Here is a 22615-nt window from a genome sequence, read left to right as displayed (position 1 = left end):
GATTAACTACAACCAATCTGGTTTCGAGAGAATATTTTGGCTTTGCCATAAAAATTGCACATTAATCAGTTGGGTCTCCAAGTTTTGGGGTGCAGTCCACGTACAATAAATTTTTATATCCACCCCCCCTTTAATCACTACCGCCTTGGTCGCTACATGATGGATAACAATAATATCTATAATATAGATATTATCTGCATATAAAAATTGATTTTTACCAAAAAAATGCCCATTTGTTTTATTTTATAAATAATTTTTTGTTTTGAGATTTCACTTTTTTTAGATAAAAACCCTACAGAGAAGTAATTTTTTAGATGTAATCTCTAGTATTATTGGTTTTATTGGTTTTAAATTTCATTTAATGGTTTTTTGATTGAGGGCAAAAAAATTTGATGCAAACAAATATGTATTTATAATGTGAATCAATAATAAATTAAACATTGAATAATGTGTAATGGTATAGCAGATCATATACAGCGGAATACGCTAACTCATTATCGATTTAATGTAAAACCAGCTATAAATAACATTTCAAATGAACACTTCTGGTTACTAATAGAATTATCTGGAATTCGAAGTGATAAGATCATTATGTCATTAAGAGAGCACTTAGTAGATGGTTTTACAAAACGAGAAGTATGTGAAAGAAACGATGTTTCACTGAGTTATTTTTCTATTAGCTTAAAGAAAATATCTCATATACATAATGTCTGCGCATTGCTAAGTGAATATTATAATAATAGTTTTTAGTGCAAAAGCACGGACAATCACGTTATTAATATTTTAAATAAAAATCATAAAAATGAAGCGTAAACATTTGTTATTATTATTGTTGTTTTCATTTTCCACTAACAGTGCGCCTCTTTACTCCTTAATTAGGGAGGCAGTTATGCACGATCCCATAGTAATGGAAGCCCGGGCGGAGTTAACTTCGGCACAATCCCGCATAGAGCAGGCAAGCTCTGCACATTGGCCAGTTGTCACAGCTACAGGAAGTAAACTCCTTTCACAAAGTCACCGTTATTCCTACGATTATGACACTGAAGATATTTTACCCGGTATTCGTGGTGAAGTGAATATATTTGCTTCAGGGGCTATTGAGGCGGATGTGCGTCGGAGTGAGTCAGAAGCCGAATATTATCATTATAAAATGGAAGAAACAAAAGAGGAAACAATTCACTCTTTTGTTTCATTATATCTTGATGCACTCAGGGAAAAACAATCCATTGCGGTACTTGAACAGAGCCTTTCCCGGCATAACGCAATTCTTAATGACCTGAATACCATCAGTATTCATGATACCGGGCGGGAGTCTGAGCTTGTTCAGGCCGAAGCCAGAAGGTTGATGGTTCGGCAGCAGATAAATTCTAGGAGCAGAGTACTTAAAACCACGCTGGGAAAACTGTCCACTTGGACAAAAAATCCGGTAACCGAAGCTGATCTTGAAAATCCTTTTTCTAGGATGACAGAGGCCAAATTATTAACTGATTTTACACAGGCTCCACAGAAAGGTAACCCGTCGTGGCTTGCCAGCCAAGCTGATGTTGAGAGTAAAAAAGCGGCACTGAAAGCACAGGAGCTTGCCCGGTACCCTCGGGTGGATTTAACGGGGTCTGTAACCCGGGATGACCAGCAGATAGGGGTCAATCTGTCTTGGGACCTCTTTAACCGTAATGCCAGTTATGGTGTTACAGAAAAAGCTGCGCAAATAGTGGCAGCTACCGGACGACTGGACTCTGTCGCCCGAATGATTGATGAAACCGGGCGATTATCTCTGATAACAGTCAGACAAAGTCGAGGGGAAATGGAAACGCTCAGACGTCAGGAACAGGCTTCAGCCAGAGTTGTGGACTTTTATCGTCTTCAGTTTCAGGTGGCAAGAAAAACACTGATTGAATTACTGAATGCTGAAAACGAACTGTACAGTGTCGGACTCTCCCGGGTTCAGACGGAGGATCAGATGCTCCACGGTATGCTGGATTATCTGTATTCCCAGGGAATGCTCCTGAAATGGAGCGGAGTGAATCTTTCTGGTGAAGAAGAAAAATAACGGGGTTGAAGGGTTGGTAATTAAGTGAAGAGTATTTTTGAAGGATTATCACAGATAACGGCGTTACTGGGTACACCTGTATCTGCTGAGACTCTGGCTGCCGGTACTGTCCGTACAGATGTATCCGGGATTGATTTTCGTTCTGTTGGCGAGTTTCTTCGTAGTGAAGGATTTGATAATCATCTTTCCCGGCGATCTCCGGAAGATATCCCGTCACTTGCGGTTCCGGCGCTTCTTTTATTGAACGCTCAGGAAGCTATTGTGGTAGTGCGTATTGAGGGGGCCGGTCTGGCAAGACAGTATCATGTGCTTCAGCCTGGAGGTCTCCGTAAGACACTTTCTCACGATGCATTAATGGCCGTTTATTCTGGTTATTGTTGGTTTGTTCAGCCACAGGCAAAGCAGGATCGTCGCTCGGAGCTGCCAGAGTATGACATGAGCGGGGCATGGTTCTGGCGGGTACTGTGGCGATTCAGGGCATATTACGGACAGGTTATTGTTGCGAGTTTTATCATTAACTTTCTTGCTCTGGTCAGTTCCCTGTATGTAATGAACGTCTATGACCGGGTTATACCTAATCGTTCCTGGGAAACGTTATGGATGCTGAGTATCGGGGTGATTACAGCAATTCTGTTTGAGTGTGCTGCAAAGTTAATCCGGAGTTATCTGACGGATGTTGCGGGTAAGAAGGCAGACCTGATTATCAGCTCTGCTCTGCTACGTCGGGTGATGGCGGTAAAAATGTCTGACAGGCCGGCATCCTCTGGTTCATACGCCAGCAATTTGCGGGAATATGAGTCTGTCAGGGAGTTTATGACCAGCGCTACGTTACTGGCTTTTGTTGATCTGCCTTTTATTCTGCTTTTCATCAGTGTTATCGGGCTCGTGGGAGGCTGGCTTGCGGTTGTACCTCTTACGCTGGTCCCGCTGGTTATTCTGGCAGGAATATTACTGCAGCGACCGCTTTCCCGTCATATTAATGCCTCCATGCGGGAATCATCGCAGCGTCAGGGATTACTTGTGGAGGCTCTGGACGGAATAGAAACCCTGAAGCTGAATAATGCTGTTAACTGGGTTCAGCGACGCTGGGATGGATATACTGCAAGTGTCGCCCGTTCGTCCATTCGGGTAAAAAATACCAGTAATGTCATAATCAGCTTTTCCACAGCAATTCAGCAAATTAATACTGTTCTGCTGGTCATTCTGGGAACGTACCTTATTCACAGTGATGACCCACATAACCGTATCACCATGGGGGCACTGATTGCAGCCGTTATTCTTTCCGGCCGCGCGCTTGCACCGCTTGGCCAGATAGCATCACTGGCCACCCGTTTCCAGCAGGCCCGTCTGGCTATGCAGGGGGTGAATGAAATAGTTCGCCGCCCGGTGGAACGGGAAAGTCAGACACATTATCTGACCGTGAAGGATATCCAGGGGGAATTCCATTTCAGCGCAGTCACGTTTTTCTATAAGCCTGAATTACCTGCAGCCTTGAAAGGTATGTCTGTCTGTATCCGGCCCGGAGAAAAGGTGGGCATTATTGGCACTATCGGATGTGGTAAATCGACGCTACTGAAAATGATGGTAGGGCTATACCGTCAAAATAAAGGACAAATTACCCTTGACGGGGTTGCTATGCAGCAACTGGATCCCTGTTTTGTTCGGGATAAGGTTTTCCTGCTTGAGCAGAATCCCCGGCTTTTTCTGGGAACTCTGCGTGAAAATCTGCAGCTTTCGCGTCTTCCGGGAAGCCTGTCGGATGTGGATATGATTAATGCAGCCGGACGTTTCGGGTTTGACCGTTTTATTCGTCATCACCCATGCGGGCTTGATATGCAGATAGGGGAAGGAGGTCAGGGGCTGTCAGGAGGACAGCGTCAGATGGTCGCTCTGACGAGAATGGTACTGGGTTCTCCCCGGGTAGTTCTGCTTGATGAACCCACGACGGGTCTTGATCTGCAGACAGAGAACATTGTTCTGAAAGGGCTGAATCACTGGAGCCGTGGACGCACAATGGTGGTGGTGACGCATCGTCTGCAGGTGCTGAATATTGTTGACCGTATTATCGTGATGAATGAAGGCCGGGTAATGATGGATGGTCCCCGCGATGAAATACTGAAAAAACTGTCAGGGAAACAGCAGAGTGGGGAGAGCAGAGCGATAACTTCATGAGCGTCAAGCGGATAAGAAATAAAGAGCATATATGTTTAACAGTTTGTGGACCGCAGGGGTATGACAGAAAAAACGGAACGGAATAAAGCGTCGTCAGAGGTGGTTAGGCAGTCAGACCTGGCCCTGTTGACAGATGTACAGGCAGCCCTTCAGCAGGAAAAGCATCATGCCCTTTTCCTGATGGTGATTTTTCTGCTGGTACTGGTAGTGACGTTTGTTATCTGGGCATGGAACAGTCCTCTGGATGAAGTGACCCGTGGTCAGGGGAGTATTATTCCCGGCAGCAGGGAGCAGGTTATACAGACCCTTGACCCGGGTATTTTGAAAACACTTGAGGTCAGGGAAGGAGATATTGTTGAGAAAGGTCAGGTACTGCTGACACTGGATGATACCCGAAGCTCTGCCATGCTGAGGGAAAGTGAAGCCCGGGTGAATAACCTGGAAGCAGTCAGGGCAAGACTCCGTGCAGAAGCTTATTCCGAATCACTGACATTTCCGGATGACGTGCCTGCAGATTTGAGGGAGAGGGAAAGTACTGTTTATCGACTACGAAAGACTGAACTGGCACAAAGCATCGCCGGCCTTAAGCAGAGTAAGGCTCTGCTGGATAAGGAAATAGCAATGACCCGGCCAATTGTGCGTGAAGGGGCGATGTCGGAAGTCGAACTGTTACGTATGCAGCGTCAGTCAGCGGAGCTGCAGTTACAGATGGATGAGAAACAGAATAAATACCTGACGGAAGCTGGAGCTGAACTAGTGAAGACAGAAGCAGAGCTTGCACAGGCAAAAGAGAATATGGCTGGCAGAGCCGACCCGGTTGAGCGTTCACGTATCAGGGCTCCCCTGAGAGGCATCGTAAAAAATATTCGGGTAAATACTTTGGGAGGCGTGGTTTCTGCAGGACAGGACATAATGGAAATTATTCCGCTGGAAGACCAGTTGCTGATTGAGGCTTATATAAATCCACGGGATGTTGCCTATGTCAGAACAGGGATGCCGGCACTTGTAAAACTGACGGCTTATGACTATGCCATTTATGGTGGTCTTGACGGAGTGGTGACACTGGTAAGTCCGGATACTTTACGTGACCAGAAACGGCCGGGAGATTTAAAACTGGATCCAAATGAAGCATATTATCGAGTACTGGTTACTACCAGTAATAATTATCTGACAGACAGGAACGGAAAAATATTGCCAGTTATTCCTGGCATGATAGCCAGCGTGGATATAAAAACAGGTCAGAAAAGTGTATTTCAGTACCTGATTAAACCAATCACCAGAATGAAACAAGCTCTTCAGGAACGATGATTTATTATATTATTAATATCATGGCTCCGTAATACAGACACTCAACAGGAAGTCTGTATCGTATCGCAATGAAAAAATAATTTTATTAAATTTAAGGAGAATAAGTCACGTATAGAAATTATTATTTTTCCACCTCTGGAAATGATTAATTTATTTTATATTGATAATCGCAGGTTTTAATTAGCCTAAGGATTTTATATGAAAATGATTTTTACCGGTAAGGTCAGCGGAGAAAAAACCGTGCTGACTGTCGGAGGTCGTCATACAGTTAAAGCACAGCCCGGGGAGCAGTATGGACTGATCGATGAGGTGACCGGCCTAGTGCCTGACGGTGTTGAGGCGGATCGCTCCGGTGATGATTTAATTCTGCGTAAAAAGGAAGAAGATACTGAGGTCCGGATAGAGGGATTCTGGGAAGAATGCCAGCCCGGGGAAACACAGTGTACGGCGGTATTTAATATTGTTGGGGAAGATGGACAGGTCACCGAAGCCGTACTGACTCAGGATGGCCCGGTGCTGGATGATATTACTGCCGGACAATCGGGAACCTTGTCAGATGATGATCGTGGCGGTTTTATATGGTTGGGCGGTCTGGCATTTGGTGGGGGACTGGCTGCTATGGCTTTAGCTGCAGGTGGCGGTGGAAGCAAACATAGACATGAAAATGATGACTCTGATACTACAGCCCCATCGTCACCAGCACTGAAGGCAGAGGATGACGGTTCTGTTTCTGTTGAGCTGCCGGGTGATGCCAATAAAGGCGATACCGTGGATGTCACCTTTGAAGATGAAAAAGGTGGTAAGCACACCGTGACGCTGGAGAAAGGGGATAACGGCTGGACATCCAGTGATCCGACGCTGATCCCGGACAGCACTGGCGATAAAGCGACCATTCCGGCAGATAACGTGAAGGATAACAGTGAAGTTACCGGGGTTGCCAAAGATCCGAGCGGTAATGAAAGTGACCCGTCAACCGTGACGTCAAAAACTGATGGTGTGGCAGATGCCCCGGTTCTGAGCATTCCTGAAGTGACTGACGGTTATGCCAATGCTGATGAGCTGAAAGACGGTTTGCAGGCAGAGGTCACGTTGCCGGCAGGCACGGCAGAAGGTGCAGTTATTACACTTACCGTGACCCGTCCGGACAAAACCACGGAGAACGTGACACATACCGTGACTAAAGATGAAGTGGCTGCCGGTAAAGTATCCATGGATATTCCGAAGGATGCGGTGATTGACGGGCAGAACAGCGTCAGTGTCACTCTGACTCAGGGCAGTAACCCGGCGAAACCCGGGAATGTGGTTGATTTTGCTGCCGATACCCAGATCCCGGGGGATACCGATGGTGATGGTGCAACAGATGCAACACCGGTAGTTGCCATTCCGGAAGCGGCAGATGGTGTGAATGCCGAAGAGCTGAAGGATGGTGTACAGACCGAAGTCACGGTACCGAAAGGCAGCGCTGCCGGTGATACCCTGACGCTGACGGTCACCAAACCGGACGGCACGACGGACACGGTGGAGCACACGCTGACCGCAGATGAAGTGGCTGCAGGTAAAGCTGATGTGACCATTCCGGCGGATAAAGTGACGGCAGATGGTCAGTATTCTGTAACCGCGGAAATCACAGACCCGGCAGGTAACACCAGTGGCCAGGGCCAGCCGGCTGACTTCGCAGTGGATACAGTGGCGCCGTCGGCACCGGTATTAAAAGCAGAGGATGATGGTTCTGTTTCTGTTGAGCTGCCGGGTGATGCCAATAAAGGCGATACCGTGGATGTCACCTTTGAAGATGAAAAAGGTGGTAAGCACACCGTGACGCTGGAGAAAGGGGATAACGGCTGGACATCCAGTGATCCGACGCTGATCCCGGACAGCACTGGCGATAAAGCGACCATTCCGGCAGATAACGTGAAGGATAACAGTGAAGTTACCGGGGTTGCCAAAGATCCGAGCGGTAATGAAAGTGACCCGTCAACCGTAACCTCAAAAACTGATGTGTTACCAACAGTGAGTATTAGCGTTGAGACAACATCAACAGATGTCAATGGTGATGGTTTTACTGGTATAGCTAGTGTCAATGGGACCGTAATGGATGTTCCCGCAACTATTGAAGATAAGGATGATTCCACTGGACTGGTTTATACGGTTTCTCTGAATCATGTCACTACAACAGATGTAACAGTTACAGTTACATTGGGTAGCGGAGCTGGGCATTCTGATGCTGCTGACTATTCTGATATTGGTGGAGCACAGCATAACGGGAAAATTGGCCTTCATGGTGATACTGGAAAAGTAACCTATGATGGTGCAACAACCGTAACAATTGTTATTCCTGCCGGTTCAAAAAGTGTTTCATTTATAGTTGATCCAACGCTTGAGGCTAACCAAGATGCCTTTAATGCCGAGGGTATGGAAAAAGTTGTTGCGACCATTACGGGAACATCTGATAACGTTACGGCAGCTACTGACATCGTTGATAATGCGGGAGCATCCGCAACAGGTGTTATTTATGATGGTAATGCCATTTCATTACGTAATCTGGACGGTGATTTTACACTGAAATATTCACTATCATCTTCTATCGCCGAAAAAGGGGACTTTGGGTATACCATTGGCGCGAATAGTGGTGAAAATGATCCAATGGTAACAACAGATTACAATGATACGGTTTATGTTGGTTATTACCAGAGTGGTAAAGAAACAACATCGTATAGTAATGTTGCTAACTCACAGGATAATGGGCCAGACGGAACAAAAACCGATGGCAATCAAAGCATTACGACTGTTGATTTAGGTGCTGGTGATGATCTAATGGTCATTCGTGGTAACATGCTGGCTAATACAAGAGTATATACTGGTGAGGGTAACGATACTTTTACTATGGATGGTATGAATACTGCATTACGTGTTATGTATGCGGGTAGTTATATCTTTACTGAGTCTGGCGATGATATTGTTACGATCAAACGTACTGGTGTAACAAATGCCGGACAGATTTATCTTGGTTCAGGTAGTGATACATTTATCCAGGGGGATGCTACTGACAATAACGATACAACATTATCTGGTTTATTGGATCTTGGTAGTGGTACAAAAGATATATCTAATATGCCTAAGGAATATCTTTCTGTTTATCAGGATGGCAGTAATTTAAGCTTGGGTAACGACAACAATATTGACACTGCCACAGATGTTAATACCGTCACTATTTATGGCTCTGTGTCTGGTGAAATTTTAGGCGGATACGGCAGTGATAATATTACGGTAACTAAAAATCTGACCGGTAATATTTCTGTCGGTGACAATGCGGATACCTTAACGGCCGGATGGATTTATGGTGGCAGTACTGTCTCTATGGGGGACGGCAATGATACTGTTACCATCACAGATGGTGCATATAACACGACTATTTCACTGGGGGCGGGAGATGATGTATTTGATGCAACTTCTGGTGTAATGGGGGATTCTGCTTATGCCACTGTCGTTAATGGTGAAGACGGCAATGATACCTTTAAATTAGGCACAATTGCCAAAAACCTGACCATTGATGCCGGTGCCGGTGATGATATTGTTGTTCTGACAAAAGACTATGACTCCACCTCCTCCGGTAATCAGGGCTATATTAACGGCGGGGAAGGCAGTGATACCCTGGTTCTGACAGGTACCATTTCTGTCAATCTAGCGGCCGGTAAAAATGAAGGTATTGCCGGCTTCGAGAAAGTGGATATGACTGTTGGTAGCGATCTGAAAGCTGACAATGCAGCTCAGTTAGTCAAGTTAACGGCATCGGATGTATTGGGTATAAATGACAATTCAACGATTTATATTTCCGGTGATGCCAATGACAAAGTTGATTTGGGGGCTGACGGAGCGGGAAGTCTGGGTACATTTACGGCAACGGCAACAACTGTTAAAGCAACTGCGTTAGATGGTATTGAGCATACTTATACGTTATACAGCAGTGTAAGTGGCGCAAATGTGTATATTGATAACAATATTATTGATGCGAATGGTGTAATTTAATAGTTGTCTTATTCATGTGGGAGGGAAACTTCCCACATTTTTGAGTGTTATAGAAACAACTTAATAATTTGCAAATGAGTCAATATGACATTTATATACTTCTTGTAGAAGGCATAATGTATGAATATAATGATTGTTACGCACAATAAATATCTTGAGTTAGGTTTGAAAAAATTATTGAGCAGGCATTCTATTACTATTGGTGCTGATTTTTTTATACCAGATAATCGTGAGCATATAATAAACAATAATATTTTTGTCATTCTCTGTGATAAAAAAACAGTATGTTAATGAATTATATTTTTAACGGTTATAGATTTTACTTATTACCAGTAGAATCAATAAGTAGCCTGTCATCGATTTATGAATGTATGTTTAGTGGCAGGTTGTTGTTTGGGAACTCTCCACATAAATTAACCATGAATGAGATGATTATACTATTCTATTATGTTTTCCATGGGTGGAATGTAGCAAGTATTGCTTATCAGTTTGGTATGAGTTCAAAGACTGTGTATACTCATATATATAAAGCAAAGAAAAAAAATGGAATATCAGGAAAAAATCTCAAATATAAATGTGCTTATGAAAGGCTTGTCTGTTAATTGAAGTGTTGGTCGCTTTATATGAAAGTTATATGTGATAATCGTTATTTCCTTATTGGGATCAACAAAACAATTGAAGATGTCATCCAGAAAAATAAAATTAATGGCGTAAAAAATATTATTATAATATCATCCCCTAAAACGTCAGATGTTTTTTGTTTTTTACAGTTCAATAACATTGATTTTAGGTGTTCGGATACCATTTTTTATGCTCCCCCTGAAACCTTTGATTTTCTCAGGGATATTATCCACGCCCCTATTTGCAATATAAAGGATTTAACTAAAAACAATCCACTTAATAACACACATTATATTTATAGAGTAAAGAACTCTCATTATAAGCTTTCTTTATCTGGAAGGCAGAAGGAGGTCCTGCTGATGTTTTTATATGGTTTAAGTGGAAAAGATATTGCTAATAACCTCGGCGTTTCAATAAAAACTGTTTCGAGTTATAAAAAGTCTTTAATGAATAGACTGTATGTCAGTAATGATATACAGTTATTTTACAAAGGTCTATTATTATGTAGATAAGTGCTAATTGAACGCGTTTGATATTAACGACTTCAGCCCAGTCTGTTACCAGTTGAGCATGGTGATAACGTGCACCATCCAGAATGATGTTGACTGTTTGATTATAATCAGGATAAACCTTTCTTATCTCATTGAAAAACCGGGATATGCTTAACGCATTAATGGTTGGGTACTCACTGATGAGTGGGCGTTCCGGAGACTTCAGATTTAGCGCACCCATGATATTCAGCCGTGTACGGCTACCTGTTGTTTCTATTGCTTTCCGGTGCCCTTTTCGTATCCAGCCATAACTGATTTTGGTGGCCTGAGTGGGGTGGACAGCATCTATAAAAAGAACAGGTTCATCGCCTGCTTTTTCTTTCAGGTCTTCATAAATTCAATGAATTGCGCCTGCCTCTCTTCGCTGAATTTATGAGGCGTTCCAGCCGGTTTTTTGTAAGAGAAGCCGTTACGATGCAACCATTTGTTCATACCGGCAACGCTGAACAAAATTCCCCATGTGTGGAGAACAAAGGCGATAATTTCATGAGTATGGTGAAACAAATTATCAGATAAATGTTTGATTAAGAGTGATGTTTGTTCAGCACTGAGTTTACTGTCTGAACCACCGTTTTCGGGCTTTAACTTCCCTTTATTCATAAACTCATGGATATGATGATCAACGGTGGTCTGATGCAGGCGCAGAGCCTGAGCAATCATGACTGAACTCCAGCCTTCAGAAGCCAGAAGAATGGCTTTAATACGATCGCAGACCCGCTTGTTACGACTGGTATCGTGAAGGCGTTCCAGCTCTGCTTTTTGTAGATCGGAGATGAAGATTTTCATGTTGCGTAGCATGATCCTCTGTCATGACAAAATCAAGCATCTTCAATGATCACGGGTATAGCATCATTATTCTATAACATGAATAAACGGATTGAATGTATTATGTTAAAAATGAGTTTATACGTAATAATATTGTTATTTTCCTTTCAGATTAGTGCAGCCATTACTAGCAAGGAAAGTGAGGCTGTTTCACCATTATTAATGGATGTTAATTCTTCACTAACAATGGAAATATTTCTGAATATTCCACATCATCGGAACCATCGCAACAGGGCGTATTTCCTGTAATATGTACTCGACTTCATCCTAGATCCGTAATGAAACGCCAGTTATTAACCTGCTAGGGGCCTGTTTTTATAATTGGTGATGATCCTTTTTCTCTGCGCTGGATGAGTGAACATCTGGAGATCCTTAAATCGCTAAATACCCTTGGTTTGGTTGTTAATGTTGAATCAGTAGAACGAATGGAGGTATTACAGAAGCGGGCTGATGGGTTATTGTTATTGCCAGTTATCTGCGATAATTTCGTGCAAATGCTGCAATTAAATGCTTATCCGGTATTGATCACAGAGATGGAAATATCACAATGATTAATAACATAATTACTGCTAATAATATCGTAATTTTGAAAGTGGTAATCCTGTTCACGGCACTATAATTAGAGTTATGTCTTGTATCCGTTCAGTATAATTTCACGAATGCTTTATTAACCGGATGCGTGAATGTCATTCTTCAGATGACAAAGACGTCATCGCGATTGATGGAAAAGCACTTCCACACTCCTATGATAAAAGCCGTCGCAGGAGAGCGGGCTTTCGTAGTCTTACCCCGACTCTCCCCGGCCCTAAACGCAACACCCACTCACAGCAACCTAAACTCATCCGCATCCCGCCATGCCGGAAACTTTTCTCTATATTCCCTTAATACAGCCATCGACAACTCCGCATCAATGCGCGTTGCCTGATGCGCGTCGGCAGTAGCGATAATCTCGCCCTGTGGATTAATCACCCGGCTGTCACCGCGATAATGGCAGCCGTTGCCATCGCTGCCGACGCGATTGCATCCCGCTACATACGTCTGATTCTCAATCGCGCGGGCCGTCAGCAATGCCTGCCAGTGCAGAGAGCGCGGAGCAGGCCAGTTGGCGACGTACAGGGCGAGGTCATAATCGTTGAGATTGCGCGACCACACTGGAAAACGTAAGTCGTAGCACACCAGCGGCAAAATACGCCAGCCGCGCCATTCCACAATCACTCGCGCATTGCCCGCTTTATAATGTAGATGCTCATCTGCCATGCGGAACAGATGACGCTTATCATAAAAATGTACCGTGCCGCCCGGCTCAACCAGCAAAAAGCGGTTAACCGAACCAGACTCCGTTTGTAATGCAACACTGCCTGCAATCAGCGCATTGTACTGCTGCGCTTTGGCTGTCATCCAGTTCACTACGTCATCTTGTGCTAGCGACGAAGCTGCCGCTTCCATGGCAAAGCCGCTGGTAAACATTTCCGGTAGAACGATCACATCGCGCCCGGTAATACCTTCCAGTTGACGATCAAAATGGCGCAGATTGGCAGGGCCATCCATCCACACCAGTGGTTGCTGCAAAAGCGTAATCTTCAAACCAGGCACGGTGTACAACTCCTTTATGCGAAGGGTTTTATAACTTTAACACCTTATCAGGCAGTTGCCTTAGCGCAGAATAAATTGATAACAAATTCTGATATTGGAAATATCTGATTTGCAAATTATCGTGTTATCGCCAAGCTTTAGGAGGTTAATAACATGGGCAGGATAAGCCCGGGAGGAATGATGTTTAAGGCAATAACGACAGTCGCCGCTCTGGTCATCGCCACCAGTGCAATGGCGCAGGATGATTTAACCATTAGCAGCCTTGCAAAGGGCGAAACCACCAAAGCTGCTTTTAATCAGATGGTGCAAGGGCATAAGCTGCCTGCCTGGGTGATGAAAGGCGGTACGTATACTCCCGCACAAACCGTAACGTTGGGAGATGAGACGTATCAGGTGATGAGCGCGTGCAAACCGCATGACTGTGGCTCGCAACGTATCGCTGTGATGTGGTCCGAGAAATCTAATCAGATGACGGGGCTGTTCTCGACCATTGATGAGAAAACGTCGCAAGAGAAACTCACCTGGTTGAATGTGAACGATGCGCTTTCTATTGATGGTAAAACGGTGCTGTTCGCGGCGTTGACCGGCAGCCTGGAAAACCATCCGGATGGCTTTAATTTTAAATAATTAGCGGATAAAGAAACGGAGCCTTTCGGCTCCGTTATTCAATTACGCGGCTTCAACTTTCCGCACTTTCTCCGGCAGCTTTACCGGCTTCGTCGCCAGCTCTTCTGGATCAAAGTCATCAACGTTAATACTACGCAGACGGCTTTCTTCAGCTTTCACCAGAATAGCGGCTTCATCTTTATCAATCAGCCCCTTCGCCAGTGCGTTGTGCGCCAGTTCATCCAGACGGGTAAACGGCAGGTTTTTACCCAACTCTTTACAGATCCGCTGATGAATCGGGTCGGCGGCAATCACATCCACCAGCGCCTCTTCCAGTAAACCAACCGGGTTATGCTTGCTCAGTGTCAGGTACTGACCGCGACCAATACGTGAACGGGTGGCATTCGGCACTTGTAAAATCTTCGCCACTTTATGATCCAGCTTGTCAGACGGTGCCAGGTAATGACGTCCGGTCGGGAAGATCACCACATTCAGCAGCCCGGCAACCACGCGGTTCGGGAAGTTTTGCAGTAAATCGTCCATCGCCTGTTCTGCCTGATACAGCGCATCCTGTACACCCCAGTGCACCAGCGGCAGGTCGGCTTCATTACGGCCTTCGTCGTCATAACGCTTCAGAACGGCAGAGGCGAGGTAAAGCTGACTTAAAATATCCCCCAGACGTGCCGAGATACGCTCACGACGTTTCAGGCTGCCGCCCAGCACCACCATCGAGACATCAGAAAGCAGGGCGAGGTTGGCGCTCAGGCGGTTCAGGTGCTGATAGTAGCGTTTAGTGGCATCGCCGGTTGGTGTGCTGCTGGTTAAACCGCGCGTCAGGCCCAGCCAGAAGCTGCGAACTTTGTTGCTACCGACGTGACCGATATGTTTAAACAGGAGTTGATCGAACGCGTTAACGTCATTGTTCTTCGCCGCTTCCATCTCTTCCAGCACGTACGGATGGCAACGAATCGCTCCTTGTCCGAAGATCATCATGCTGCGGGTCAGAATGTTGGCCCCTTCAACGGTGATGGCAATCGGTGCGCCCTGGTAAGCACGGGCCAGGAAGTTGCTTTGCCCGAGCATAATGCCTTTACCACCAGTGATATCCATCGCATCAATAATCGACTGCTGCCCGCGGTGGGTACAGTGATACTTAACGATAGCCGACAGCACGGCAGGTTTTTCACCGAGCATAATGCCGTAGGTAATCAGCGATGCCGCAGCATCCATTACATAAGCGTTTCCGGCAATACGCGCCAGCGGCTCTTCAATCCCTTCCATCTTACCGATAGAGATTTTGAACTGCCGACGAATGTGCGCATACGCGCCCGTTGCCAGCGCTACCGATTTCACGCCGCCGGTTGAGTTGGAAGGCAGGGTGATGCCGCGGCCTACCGAGAGGCACTCCACCAGCATCCGCCAGCCTTGCCCGGCCATTTTCGGCCCGCCGATGATGTAATCGATCGGCACGAACACATCTTTACCGCGCGTCGGTCCGTTCTGGAACGGTACGTTCAGCGGGAAGTGGCGACGACCAATTTCCACACCCGGCGTGGTGGTCGGGATCAGCGCACAGGTAATACCTAAATCTTCTGCACCACCGAGTAATTTCTCCGGGTCGGAGAGTTTAAACGCCAGACCAAGCACGGTCGCAATCGGTGCCAGCGTAATGTAGCGTTTGTTCCAGGTCAGACGCATCCCCAGCACCTGCTGGCCCTGCCATTCGCCCATGCAGACAATCCCGGTATCCGGAATCGCGCCCGCATCGGAACCCGCTTCGGGGCTGGTCAGTGCAAAGCAAGGGATCTCCTGACCACGCGCCAGACGCGGCAGATAGTGATTTTTCTGCTCGTCAGTGCCGTAATGTTGCAGCAGCTCGCCCGGGCCTAATGAGTTCGGCACGCCGACGGTAATCGCCAGGATCCCGCTCACGCCGGAGAGTTTTTGCAGCACGCGAGACTGGGCATAAGCCGAGAACTCCAGCCCGCCGTACTCTTTTTTGATGATCATCGCGAAGAAACGATGCTCTTTAAGGTACGCCCACAACTCCGGCGGCAGGTCCGCCAGCTCATGAGTAATCTGGAAATCATTCGCCATCCGGCAGGCTTCTTCTACCGGACCGTCGAGAAACGCTTGCTCTTCAGTGGTCAGGCGCGGCTGCGGATAGTTATGCAGCTTTTTCCAGTCCGGCTTGCCCTGGAACAAGTCGCCCTCCCACCAGGTGGTGCCCGCGTCGATCGCTTCTTTCTCGGTGCGCGACATCGGCGGCATCACTTTGCGGAATCCACGAAACACTGGCGCAGAAATCATCGATTTACGCATAGGGGCAAAGTTAAACGGTATGAGGATAATGGCCAGAGGCACTAGTACCCACGCCGACCACAGACCAGCAACGCCGAGGACGGCTGTCCAGGCGAGCAAAATCAGACTGCTGATAAATAAGCTCACGCGGTGATAGAACAATGCGCCGAGCAGGACAACCGTAGCGAGAATACTCAAAATCATCATAACGAAAAGCCCCTTACTTGTAGGAGGTCTGACCACTTGTGATGATATGGTTGTAGTGGATGTAAAAACATTTAGCAATGTGTTTACAATATAATTACAACAAAGCTCACATTGTTGCTGTTTTTATCCGCACTTCAGGTCAAAAAGTCCTGGTCATAGCACCTGCCCGTACTTCTCGCTTTTGGCGGTATCCGGTACACTGCATTTTGTCTATTACATTTATGCTGAAGGATATCCTCATGTACCAGGATCTTATTCGTAATGAACTGAACGAAGCGGCGGAAACGCTGGCTAACTTTTTAAAAGATGACGCCAATATTCACGCCATTCAGCGCGCGGCGGTCCTGTTAGCAGACAGCTTTAAAGCCGGTGGTAAAGTGCTTTCCTGTGGCAACGGCGGCTCCCATTGCGACGCCATGCACTTTGCCGAAGAGTTGACCGGTCGCTACCGTGAAAACCGTCCGGGCTACCCGGCGATTGCCATTTCTGACGTTAGTCATATTTCCTGCGTCGGTAACGATTTTGGTTTCAATGATATTTTCTCGCGTTACGTTGAAGCGGTAGGTCGCGAAGGCGATGTACTGCTGGGGATCTCCACCTCCGGTAACTCTGCAAACGTGATCAAAGCGATCGCAGCGGCGCGTGAGAAGGGGATGAAAGTGATCACCCTGACGGGTAAAGACGGCGGCAAAATGGCTGGCACGGCGGATATTGAAATTCGCGTTCCGCACTTTGGTTATGCCGACCGCATTCAGGAGATCCACATTAAAGTGATCCATATCCTGATCCAGTTAATTGAAAAAGAGATGGTTAAGTAAGTCTGGCGTAGGCCAGATAAGGCGTTTACGCCGCATCCGGCATTTGTGCTCTGATGCCTGATGCGACGCTGACGCGTCTTATCATGCCTACAATCTGCACCCGAACCGTAGGCCGAATAATGCGTTCACGCCACATCCGACCTGAAAATTCTTAAATCAATCTTCGCCGGGGGCCATGCGCTCCCGCTGTTGTGGAGGTTACCCATGTGCGAATTGCTCGGGATGAGCGCCAACGTCCCTACCGATATCTGCTTTAGTTTCACCGGACTTGTACAGCGTGGTGGTGGAACCGGGCCACATAAAGATGGCTGGGGCATTACCTTTTACGAAGGTAAAGGCTGTCGCACATTTAAAGATCCGCAACCCAGCTTTAATTCCCCCATCGCCAAACTTGTCCAGGACTACCCGATAAAATCCTGTTCGGTGGTGGCTCATATTCGCCAGGCTAATCGGGGCGAGGTGGCGCTGGAAAATACTCACCCGTTTACCCGCGAGTTATGGGGGCGTAACTGGACTTATGCCCATAATGGACAACTGACGGGCTACAAATCACTGGAAACCGGCAACTTCCGCCCGGTCGGTGAAACCGATAGCGAAAAAGCCTTTTGCTGGCTCCTGCATAAATTAACGCAGCGTTACCCGCGCACACCGGGCAACATGGCGGCAGTGTTTAAATATATCGCCTCACTGGCGGATGAACTGCGGCAGAAGGGCGTTTTCAACATGCTGCTTTCTGACGGGCGCTATGTAATGGCGTATTGCTCGACTAATTTACACTGGATCACCCGCCGCGCGCCGTTTGGCGTGGCAACGTTGCTGGATCAGGATGTGGAAATCGACTTCAGCTCGCAGACCACACCGAATGATGTGGTCACGGTGATTGCGACACAGCCGCTGACGGGCAATGAAACCTGGCAAAAGATTATGCCAGGTGAATGGCGCTTATTTTTCCTCGGGGAGCGTGTAGTTTGATGCCAGTTGTGGCTGCACAACTTCGTGGCTTAACGGCTTGCTGACCACGTAACGGCCATTGACCACAGAAACGGTCGGTGGCTTACGGGTTTGCTCAAAGTAGTCGTAGCCCGGCTTCAGTTGCTCCCAGAAGTCCTTAAAGTTGGAATATTTATGGCGCTTCATATTGGCGTCGGTCATACGGAACGGGTAAATACTCACTTGCACGCTCGGCTGACCAAACACCAGCGCACCAGTAACGAACTGGAAGATCTCATCAATACCCTGATTGGTCATCGCGTAGCAGCCGATGGAAACACAATCGCCGTGAATCATCAGGTATTTCCCTTCATAACCATGCGCACGGTCATAGGCGTTTGGGAATCCAATATTAATCGCTTTGTAGTAACGGCTGTCTGGTTTTAACTGATTACGCTGGACGCTATAAAACCCTTCCGGGCTTTTGAAATCGCCCTGACGCTGTTTTGGCCCTAATCCGCCGGAATATTTACAGATTTTATAGCTGTCGAGCAGTTGATATTGCTCGCCCATTTTGACGTAGAGATCGAGCGTACGTTCTTCCTTGAAGATCTGGATGTAGACAGGGGATCCCATCAACTGCTGCTTATACTCTTTGCTCACTGGCGTGGTCGAGCTACTGCTGCCCAGCAAACCGGCAAACGAAACGCACGGGATCAACAACATCGCAAGAATTAATGCGATTTTACGCATACTGCTTATTCCTTGATAAAACGGTTACACACGCCAGGACGGCAAAATGAATCCCAAATCGGAATAGTCTGGATTTGGAAGGCTCACATTATCACCAAAAGAGTTTTACGCAAGCCTGTCGGCGCAGGGTTTACAAATTTAGCACAGGGGCAGTTTTCAAGAGTCCGAAAAGCGCATGGATTGTAGATTTATTTCTTATTTCCTAAGATTATGAAACCGCAATAGTAATATGCAAATAAGCAATTAATAATCCCGTTTACTCCTCCGGTCTTTTAAAATTCTCACCTTCATTCAGCTGGTTTATGTCCTTCATGTCTTCGTTCTTGCACGGCAGATTTCTGCATCCAGGCGTGTTTTCGTTATGCGTTTTGCTCCCTTTACTCGCCAGCGCCACCACATCACATATCTCTTTTAGCTACGCCGCCCGCCAGCGGATGCAAAACCGTGCGCGTTTATTAAAACAGTACCAAACCCATCTGAAAAAGCAGGCCAGCTATATTGTGGAAGGCAATGCCAAAAGCAGAAGGGCGCTGCGCCAGCATAATCGGGAGCAGATAAAACAGCATCCAGAATGGTTTCCTGCGCCGCTCAAGGCGAGTGACAGACGCTGGCAGGCGTTGGTGGAGAATAATCATTTCTTAAGCAGCGACCATCTACATAACATCACCGAAGTGGCGATTCACCGCCTGGAGCAGCAGCTAGGTAAGCCTTATATCTGGGGGGGCACGCGGCCTGATAAAGGCTTCGACTGTAGCGGGTTGGTTTTTTATGCCTACAACAAGATCCTTGAGGCTAAGCTCCCGCGCACGGCCAATGAGATGTACCACTACCGTCGGGCAACGATTGTGGCGAATAACGACCTGCGCCGGGGAGATTTGCTGTTTTTCCATATCCACAGTCGTGAGATAGCCGACCATATGGGCGTATATCTTGGAGACGGTCAGTTTATCGAGTCACCGCGCACCGGGGAAACCATTCGGGTAAGTCGGTTAGCCGAACCTTTCTGGCAGGACCATTTTTTAGGCGCGCGACGGATTTTGACGGAAGAGACGATTTTGTAGGCCGGATAAGGCGTTCACGCCGCATCTGGCGGTTGTGCGCCGGTGTCTGATGCGACACTACGCGTCTTATCATGCCGACAAAACCGCACTCACCAGTAGGCCGGATAAGGCGTTCACGCCGCATCCGGCGGTTGTGCGCCGATGCCAGATGCGACGCCACGCGTCTTATCATGCCGACAAAACCGTGCTCACCCGTAGGCCGGATAAGGCGTTCACGCCGCATCCGGCGGTTGTGTACCGGTGCCAGATGCGACGCAGACGCGTCTTATCATGCCTATATCAGCGCCCCCATTATCTTCAACTCCAGCTCATCCGGCACTTCGTTATACGACAGCACATGCAGCCCCGGCGCAAACAACCTTGCGTAGCGCGCCAGCAAGGGGCGCAGCTGCGGCGGCACCAGCAGCACCGGATCTTTCCCCGCCGCTTTCATCTGCTCCTTCACCTGAGGCATCGTGCTCTGGAACTGGTTGAGCATATTCGGATCCACTGGCACGCTATCAAGCATCACTTTGCCGGCCTGTTGCGCCTGATTCACCACGTTGGTCAGCAGATTTTCCAGCTCATTATTCAGCGTATACACCGTCAGCTCCTGCTTGCGAACGAACGGATGGGTAATGCTGCGCCGCAGCGCCAGGCGCACATCGGCCGCCAGCAGAATATGATCTTTAGTCACCGCACTACTGGCGACCAACACGGTGGCGATGGTGACGATATCGCGCAGGGAAACGCCTTCAGTCAGTAGCGCCCGGTACACTTTCAGCAACTGGCTGTAATTGAGCGCCGCGCTCAAATCTTCCGCCAGTCGCGGTGCCATCGACGACAAACGGTTATGCAGCTGAGTAATATCGTCATAGTTAAACAAATCAGGAATATAGCTGCGCACAATCTTATTCACATGGGTGGCAATTACGCTGGCGCTGTCGATCACCTGATACCCCATATTCAGCGCCTTCGCTTTCTGCGCGGGCTGAATCCAGGTGACCGGCATCCCGTACGCCGGGTCGTTCCCCAGCACGCCGTCTATCTCGCCGTAGGTTTCGCTGGAGGGCAGGGCCATCAGTTTATCTGCCGGAATATCCGCTTCATCAGCCTTAATGCCGTTGATGAAAATGGCGTACTGGCTGGGCTTGAGGCGGAAGTTTTCCCGAATACGGATCTCCGGCAGCAGCACGCCGTTGCCGTCGGAAATCACCTGACGTACGCCGCGAATACGCTGGGTGAGCGGGTTGCCCTGCGCTTTATCCACCAGCGCCACCAGTTTGTAGCCGAGGCTTAAACTGATAGGTTCGATCAGCGGAATAGTTTCCCAACTGACCTGTTGCTCGCTGGTTTCTGTCATCGTACGGGTTAGCGTTTCGAGGCTTTTCTCTTCCGCCTCCGCCGCTTGCGGGCGCTTGCTCATCCGCCAGCCGGTAAAACCAAGCAGGGCGCTGAACATCAGGAACGGGAAATGCGGCATTCCCGGCACCACCGCCAGCACGAACATAATTCCAGTGGCGGTGTAGAGAACCGACGGGCTTGCCAGCAACTGATTACGCACGTCATGGGCGATATCACCGTTATCGCTGACGCGGGTGACGATAATCGCCGCCGCGGTGGAGAGCAGCAGGGAAGGGATTTGCGCCACCAGCCCATCGCCGATAGTCATCAGCACATATTGCTGGAAGGCGGCGTCGGCGCTCAGGTTGTATTTGAAGATGCCGATACAGACGCCGCCGATCAGGTTGATTGCCAGAATCATCATCCCGGCGATGGCGTCCCCGCGCACAAATTTTGATGCCCCGTCCATTGCGCCGTAGAAATCGGCCTCGCTGGCGACATCTTTACGCCGGGTTTGCGCCTGCGTCTGGTTGATCAACCCGGCGTTAAGATCGGCGTCAATCGCCATCTGTTTGCCGGGCATCGCGTCCAGGGTAAAGCGGGCAGAAACCTCGGAAATACGCTCGGCCCCCTTGGTGACGACGATAAAGTTGATTGTCAACAGCGTCAGTAAATCCGAGCGTGAAAGCATTATCGCCGCGCTGCACGGGCAGTCGATTTTCAATGGTGGCGGGCTGTCGCCGTTAAATAAAATCAGCCCGTCTCATCCGCCAAAACCTGCCACCGTGGCGGTGCCGGAAGAGACGGAGAAAAAAGCGCGCGACGTCAACGAGAAAACGGCGCTGCTGAAGAAGAAATCCGCCACCGAGCTTGGCGAGCTGGCAACCAGTATCAATACCATCGCCCGTGATGCGCATATGGAAGCGAATCTGGAGATGGAGATTGTTCCCCAGGGATTACGCGTGCTGATTAAAGACGACCAGAACCGCAATATGTTTGAACGCGGCAGCGCGAAGATTATGCCGTTCTTTAAAACGCTGCTGGTGGAGCTTGCGCCGGTGTTCGACTCTCTCGATAACAAAATTATTATTACCGGGCATACCGATGCGATGGCCTACAAAAACAATATCTACAACAACTGGAACCTTTCGGGCGATCGCGCGCTTTCGGCTCGTCGGGTGCTGGAAGAGGCCGGAATGCCGGAAGATAAAGTGATGCAGGTAAGCGCAATGGCGGACCAGATGTTGCTGGATGCCAAAAATCCGCAAAGCGCGGGCAACCGGCGCATTGAGATTATGGTGCTGACCAAAAGTGCGTCCGATACGCTGTATCAATACTTTGGTCAGCATGGGGATAAAGTGGTGCAGCCGCTGGTGCAAAAGCTGGATAAGCAGCAGGTGCTTTCGCAGCGAGCGCGTTAAATGCTGAATCTTTACGCATTTCTCAACCCCTGAAATTACTGTATACTTT

16 protein-coding genes and 3 pseudogenes are annotated in these 22615 nt (G+C 47.9%); 14 read left to right on the top strand and 5 right to left on the bottom strand.

Annotation, left to right across the window (positions count from 1 at the left end; translation table 11 throughout):
* The first annotated feature begins 447 nt into the window (after positions 1–447).
* The 7 genes from HBM92_RS19005 (at position 448) to HBM92_RS25620 (ending at position 10689) form a co-directional block, all read left to right on the top strand.
* Positions 448–750, top strand: coding sequence for a PapB/FocB family fimbrial expression transcriptional regulator (locus tag HBM92_RS19005; RefSeq protein WP_016265937.1), 303 nt, complete (start codon positions 448–450; stop codon positions 748–750).
* Between the two features lie 139 nt (positions 751–889).
* Positions 890–2050: a TolC family protein gene (locus HBM92_RS19000; RefSeq protein WP_001304896.1), complete on the top strand. Its 1161-nt coding sequence runs from the start codon at positions 890–892 to the stop codon at positions 2048–2050.
* Positions 2051–2074: 24 nt separating this feature from the next.
* Positions 2075–4222: a type I secretion system permease/ATPase gene (locus HBM92_RS18995; protein ID WP_000835430.1), complete on the top strand. Its 2148-nt coding sequence runs from the start codon at positions 2075–2077 to the stop codon at positions 4220–4222.
* 60 nt (positions 4223–4282) lie between these two features.
* Positions 4283–5530, top strand: coding sequence for an HlyD family type I secretion periplasmic adaptor subunit (locus HBM92_RS18990; protein WP_001304895.1), 1248 nt, complete (start codon positions 4283–4285; stop codon positions 5528–5530).
* A 198-nt stretch (positions 5531–5728) separates the two neighbouring features.
* The gene (locus HBM92_RS18985) at positions 5729–9556 is read left to right on the top strand and encodes a beta strand repeat-containing protein (RefSeq protein WP_000781923.1); all 3828 of its coding nucleotides are present in this window, start codon (positions 5729–5731) and stop codon (positions 9554–9556) included.
* Between the two features lie 284 nt (positions 9557–9840).
* On the top strand, positions 9841–10158 hold the full coding sequence (locus tag HBM92_RS25715) for a helix-turn-helix transcriptional regulator (RefSeq protein ID WP_250236938.1): 318 nt from the start codon (positions 9841–9843) through the stop codon (positions 10156–10158).
* 21 nt (positions 10159–10179) lie between these two features.
* On the top strand, positions 10180–10689 hold the full coding sequence (locus HBM92_RS25620) for a helix-turn-helix domain-containing protein (RefSeq protein ID WP_000862929.1): 510 nt from the start codon (positions 10180–10182) through the stop codon (positions 10687–10689).
* A 16-nt stretch (positions 10690–10705) separates the two neighbouring features.
* On the opposite strand, the pseudogene HBM92_RS18970 reads toward HBM92_RS25620, so the two are convergent.
* Positions 10706–11514: pseudogene (locus tag HBM92_RS18970) on the bottom strand (IS630 family transposase); the annotation flags it as partial.
* A 389-nt stretch (positions 11515–11903) separates the two neighbouring features.
* On the opposite strand from HBM92_RS18970, the gene HBM92_RS18965 reads away from it, so the two are divergent.
* Both HBM92_RS18965 and HBM92_RS18960 read left to right on the top strand, forming a co-directional pair.
* Positions 11904–12104 carry a PFL_4695 family integrating conjugative element protein gene (locus HBM92_RS18965; protein ID WP_001304892.1) on the top strand — a complete coding sequence of 67 codons (201 nt, stop codon included), beginning with the start codon at positions 11904–11906 and terminating at the stop codon, positions 12102–12104.
* Between the two features lie 25 nt (positions 12105–12129).
* A pseudogene (locus HBM92_RS18960) lies at positions 12130–12324 on the top strand (ISAs1 family transposase); the annotation flags it as partial.
* 51 nt (positions 12325–12375) lie between these two features.
* On the opposite strand, the gene yafV reads toward HBM92_RS18960, so the two are convergent.
* Positions 12376–13146, bottom strand: coding sequence for a 2-oxoglutaramate amidase (yafV, locus tag HBM92_RS18955; RefSeq protein WP_001304891.1), 771 nt, complete (start codon positions 13144–13146; stop codon positions 12376–12378).
* A 180-nt stretch (positions 13147–13326) separates the two neighbouring features.
* Between yafV and ivy the strand changes: the two genes are divergently transcribed.
* Positions 13327–13773, top strand: coding sequence for an Ivy family C-type lysozyme inhibitor (gene ivy, locus HBM92_RS18950; protein ID WP_001308392.1), 447 nt, complete (start codon positions 13327–13329; stop codon positions 13771–13773).
* A gap of 42 nt (positions 13774–13815) precedes the next feature.
* Here the strand turns inward: ivy and fadE are convergent, their stop codons facing one another.
* Positions 13816–16260 (bottom strand): acyl-CoA dehydrogenase FadE, encoded by a 2445-nt coding sequence (fadE, locus tag HBM92_RS18945; protein ID WP_000973126.1) that lies wholly within the window; start codon positions 16258–16260, stop codon positions 13816–13818.
* Between the two features lie 239 nt (positions 16261–16499).
* Here fadE and lpcA point away from each other — a divergent pair, with 239 nt between their 5' ends.
* Positions 16500–17078 (top strand): D-sedoheptulose 7-phosphate isomerase, encoded by a 579-nt coding sequence (lpcA, locus tag HBM92_RS18940; RefSeq protein ID WP_000284050.1) that lies wholly within the window; start codon positions 16500–16502, stop codon positions 17076–17078.
* 204 nt (positions 17079–17282) lie between these two features.
* Entirely contained in the window at positions 17283–18050 is a 768-nt protein-coding gene (locus HBM92_RS18935; RefSeq protein WP_001304889.1) for a class II glutamine amidotransferase, read from the top strand.
* On the opposite strand, the gene dpaA is transcribed toward HBM92_RS18935, so the two are convergent.
* Complete coding sequence (gene dpaA, locus HBM92_RS18930) at positions 18021–18761, bottom strand: peptidoglycan meso-diaminopimelic acid protein amidase (RefSeq protein WP_001225680.1); 741 nt, start codon at positions 18759–18761, stop codon at positions 18021–18023. The two genes, HBM92_RS18935 and dpaA, sit on opposite strands and share 30 nt — an antisense overlap.
* A 311-nt stretch (positions 18762–19072) precedes the next feature.
* Between dpaA and HBM92_RS18925 the strand changes: the two genes are divergently transcribed.
* The gene (locus HBM92_RS18925; protein WP_000093934.1) at positions 19073–19822 is read left to right on the top strand and encodes a C40 family peptidase; all 750 of its coding nucleotides are present in this window, start codon (positions 19073–19075) and stop codon (positions 19820–19822) included.
* A 274-nt stretch (positions 19823–20096) separates the two neighbouring features.
* On the opposite strand, the pseudogene HBM92_RS18920 reads toward HBM92_RS18925, so the two are convergent.
* Positions 20097–21815, bottom strand: a pseudogene (locus tag HBM92_RS18920) (flagellar biosynthesis protein FlhA); the annotation flags it as partial.
* Between HBM92_RS18920 and lafU the strand changes: the two are divergent.
* The gene (gene lafU, locus HBM92_RS18915; RefSeq protein WP_000207550.1) at positions 21781–22566 is read left to right on the top strand and encodes a putative lateral flagellar export/assembly protein LafU; all 786 of its coding nucleotides are present in this window, start codon (positions 21781–21783) and stop codon (positions 22564–22566) included. The pseudogene HBM92_RS18920 and the gene lafU overlap by 35 nt on opposite strands.
* The last annotated feature ends 49 nt before the right edge of the window (positions 22567–22615 follow it).

The organism is Escherichia sp. E.sYA108 (assembly GCF_011754335.1).
Taxonomy (GTDB): domain Bacteria; phylum Pseudomonadota; class Gammaproteobacteria; order Enterobacterales; family Enterobacteriaceae; genus Escherichia; species Escherichia coli.
Note: the sequence above shows the minus strand (reverse complement) of the source record. Positions and strands in the feature narration are given on the sequence as shown.

Excerpts from the sequence above, each read along its gene's own strand:
- HBM92_RS19000 (WP_001304896.1), top strand. The coding sequence starts at position 890 with ATGCACGATCCCATAGTAATGGAAGCCCGGGCGGAGTTAACTTCGGCA.
- HBM92_RS18935 (WP_001304889.1), top strand. The coding sequence starts at position 17,283 with ATGTGCGAATTGCTCGGGATGAGCGCCAACGTCCCTACCGATATCTGC.
- HBM92_RS25715 (WP_250236938.1), top strand. The coding sequence starts at position 9,841 with ATGTTAATGAATTATATTTTTAACGGTTATAGATTTTACTTATTACCA.
- HBM92_RS19005 (WP_016265937.1), top strand. The coding sequence starts at position 448 with ATGTGTAATGGTATAGCAGATCATATACAGCGGAATACGCTAACTCAT.
- ivy (WP_001308392.1), top strand. The coding sequence starts at position 13,327 with ATGTTTAAGGCAATAACGACAGTCGCCGCTCTGGTCATCGCCACCAGT.
- fadE (WP_000973126.1), bottom strand. The coding sequence starts at position 16,260 with ATGATGATTTTGAGTATTCTCGCTACGGTTGTCCTGCTCGGCGCATTG.
- HBM92_RS18925 (WP_000093934.1), top strand. The coding sequence starts at position 19,073 with ATGTCTTCGTTCTTGCACGGCAGATTTCTGCATCCAGGCGTGTTTTCG.
- HBM92_RS18985 (WP_000781923.1), top strand. The coding sequence starts at position 5,729 with ATGAAAATGATTTTTACCGGTAAGGTCAGCGGAGAAAAAACCGTGCTG.
- dpaA (WP_001225680.1), bottom strand. The coding sequence starts at position 18,761 with ATGCGTAAAATCGCATTAATTCTTGCGATGTTGTTGATCCCGTGCGTT.
- lpcA (WP_000284050.1), top strand. The coding sequence starts at position 16,500 with ATGTACCAGGATCTTATTCGTAATGAACTGAACGAAGCGGCGGAAACG.
- HBM92_RS25620 (WP_000862929.1), top strand. The coding sequence starts at position 10,180 with ATGAAAGTTATATGTGATAATCGTTATTTCCTTATTGGGATCAACAAA.
- HBM92_RS18965 (WP_001304892.1), top strand. The coding sequence starts at position 11,904 with ATGAGTGAACATCTGGAGATCCTTAAATCGCTAAATACCCTTGGTTTG.
- HBM92_RS18990 (WP_001304895.1), top strand. The coding sequence starts at position 4,283 with ATGACAGAAAAAACGGAACGGAATAAAGCGTCGTCAGAGGTGGTTAGG.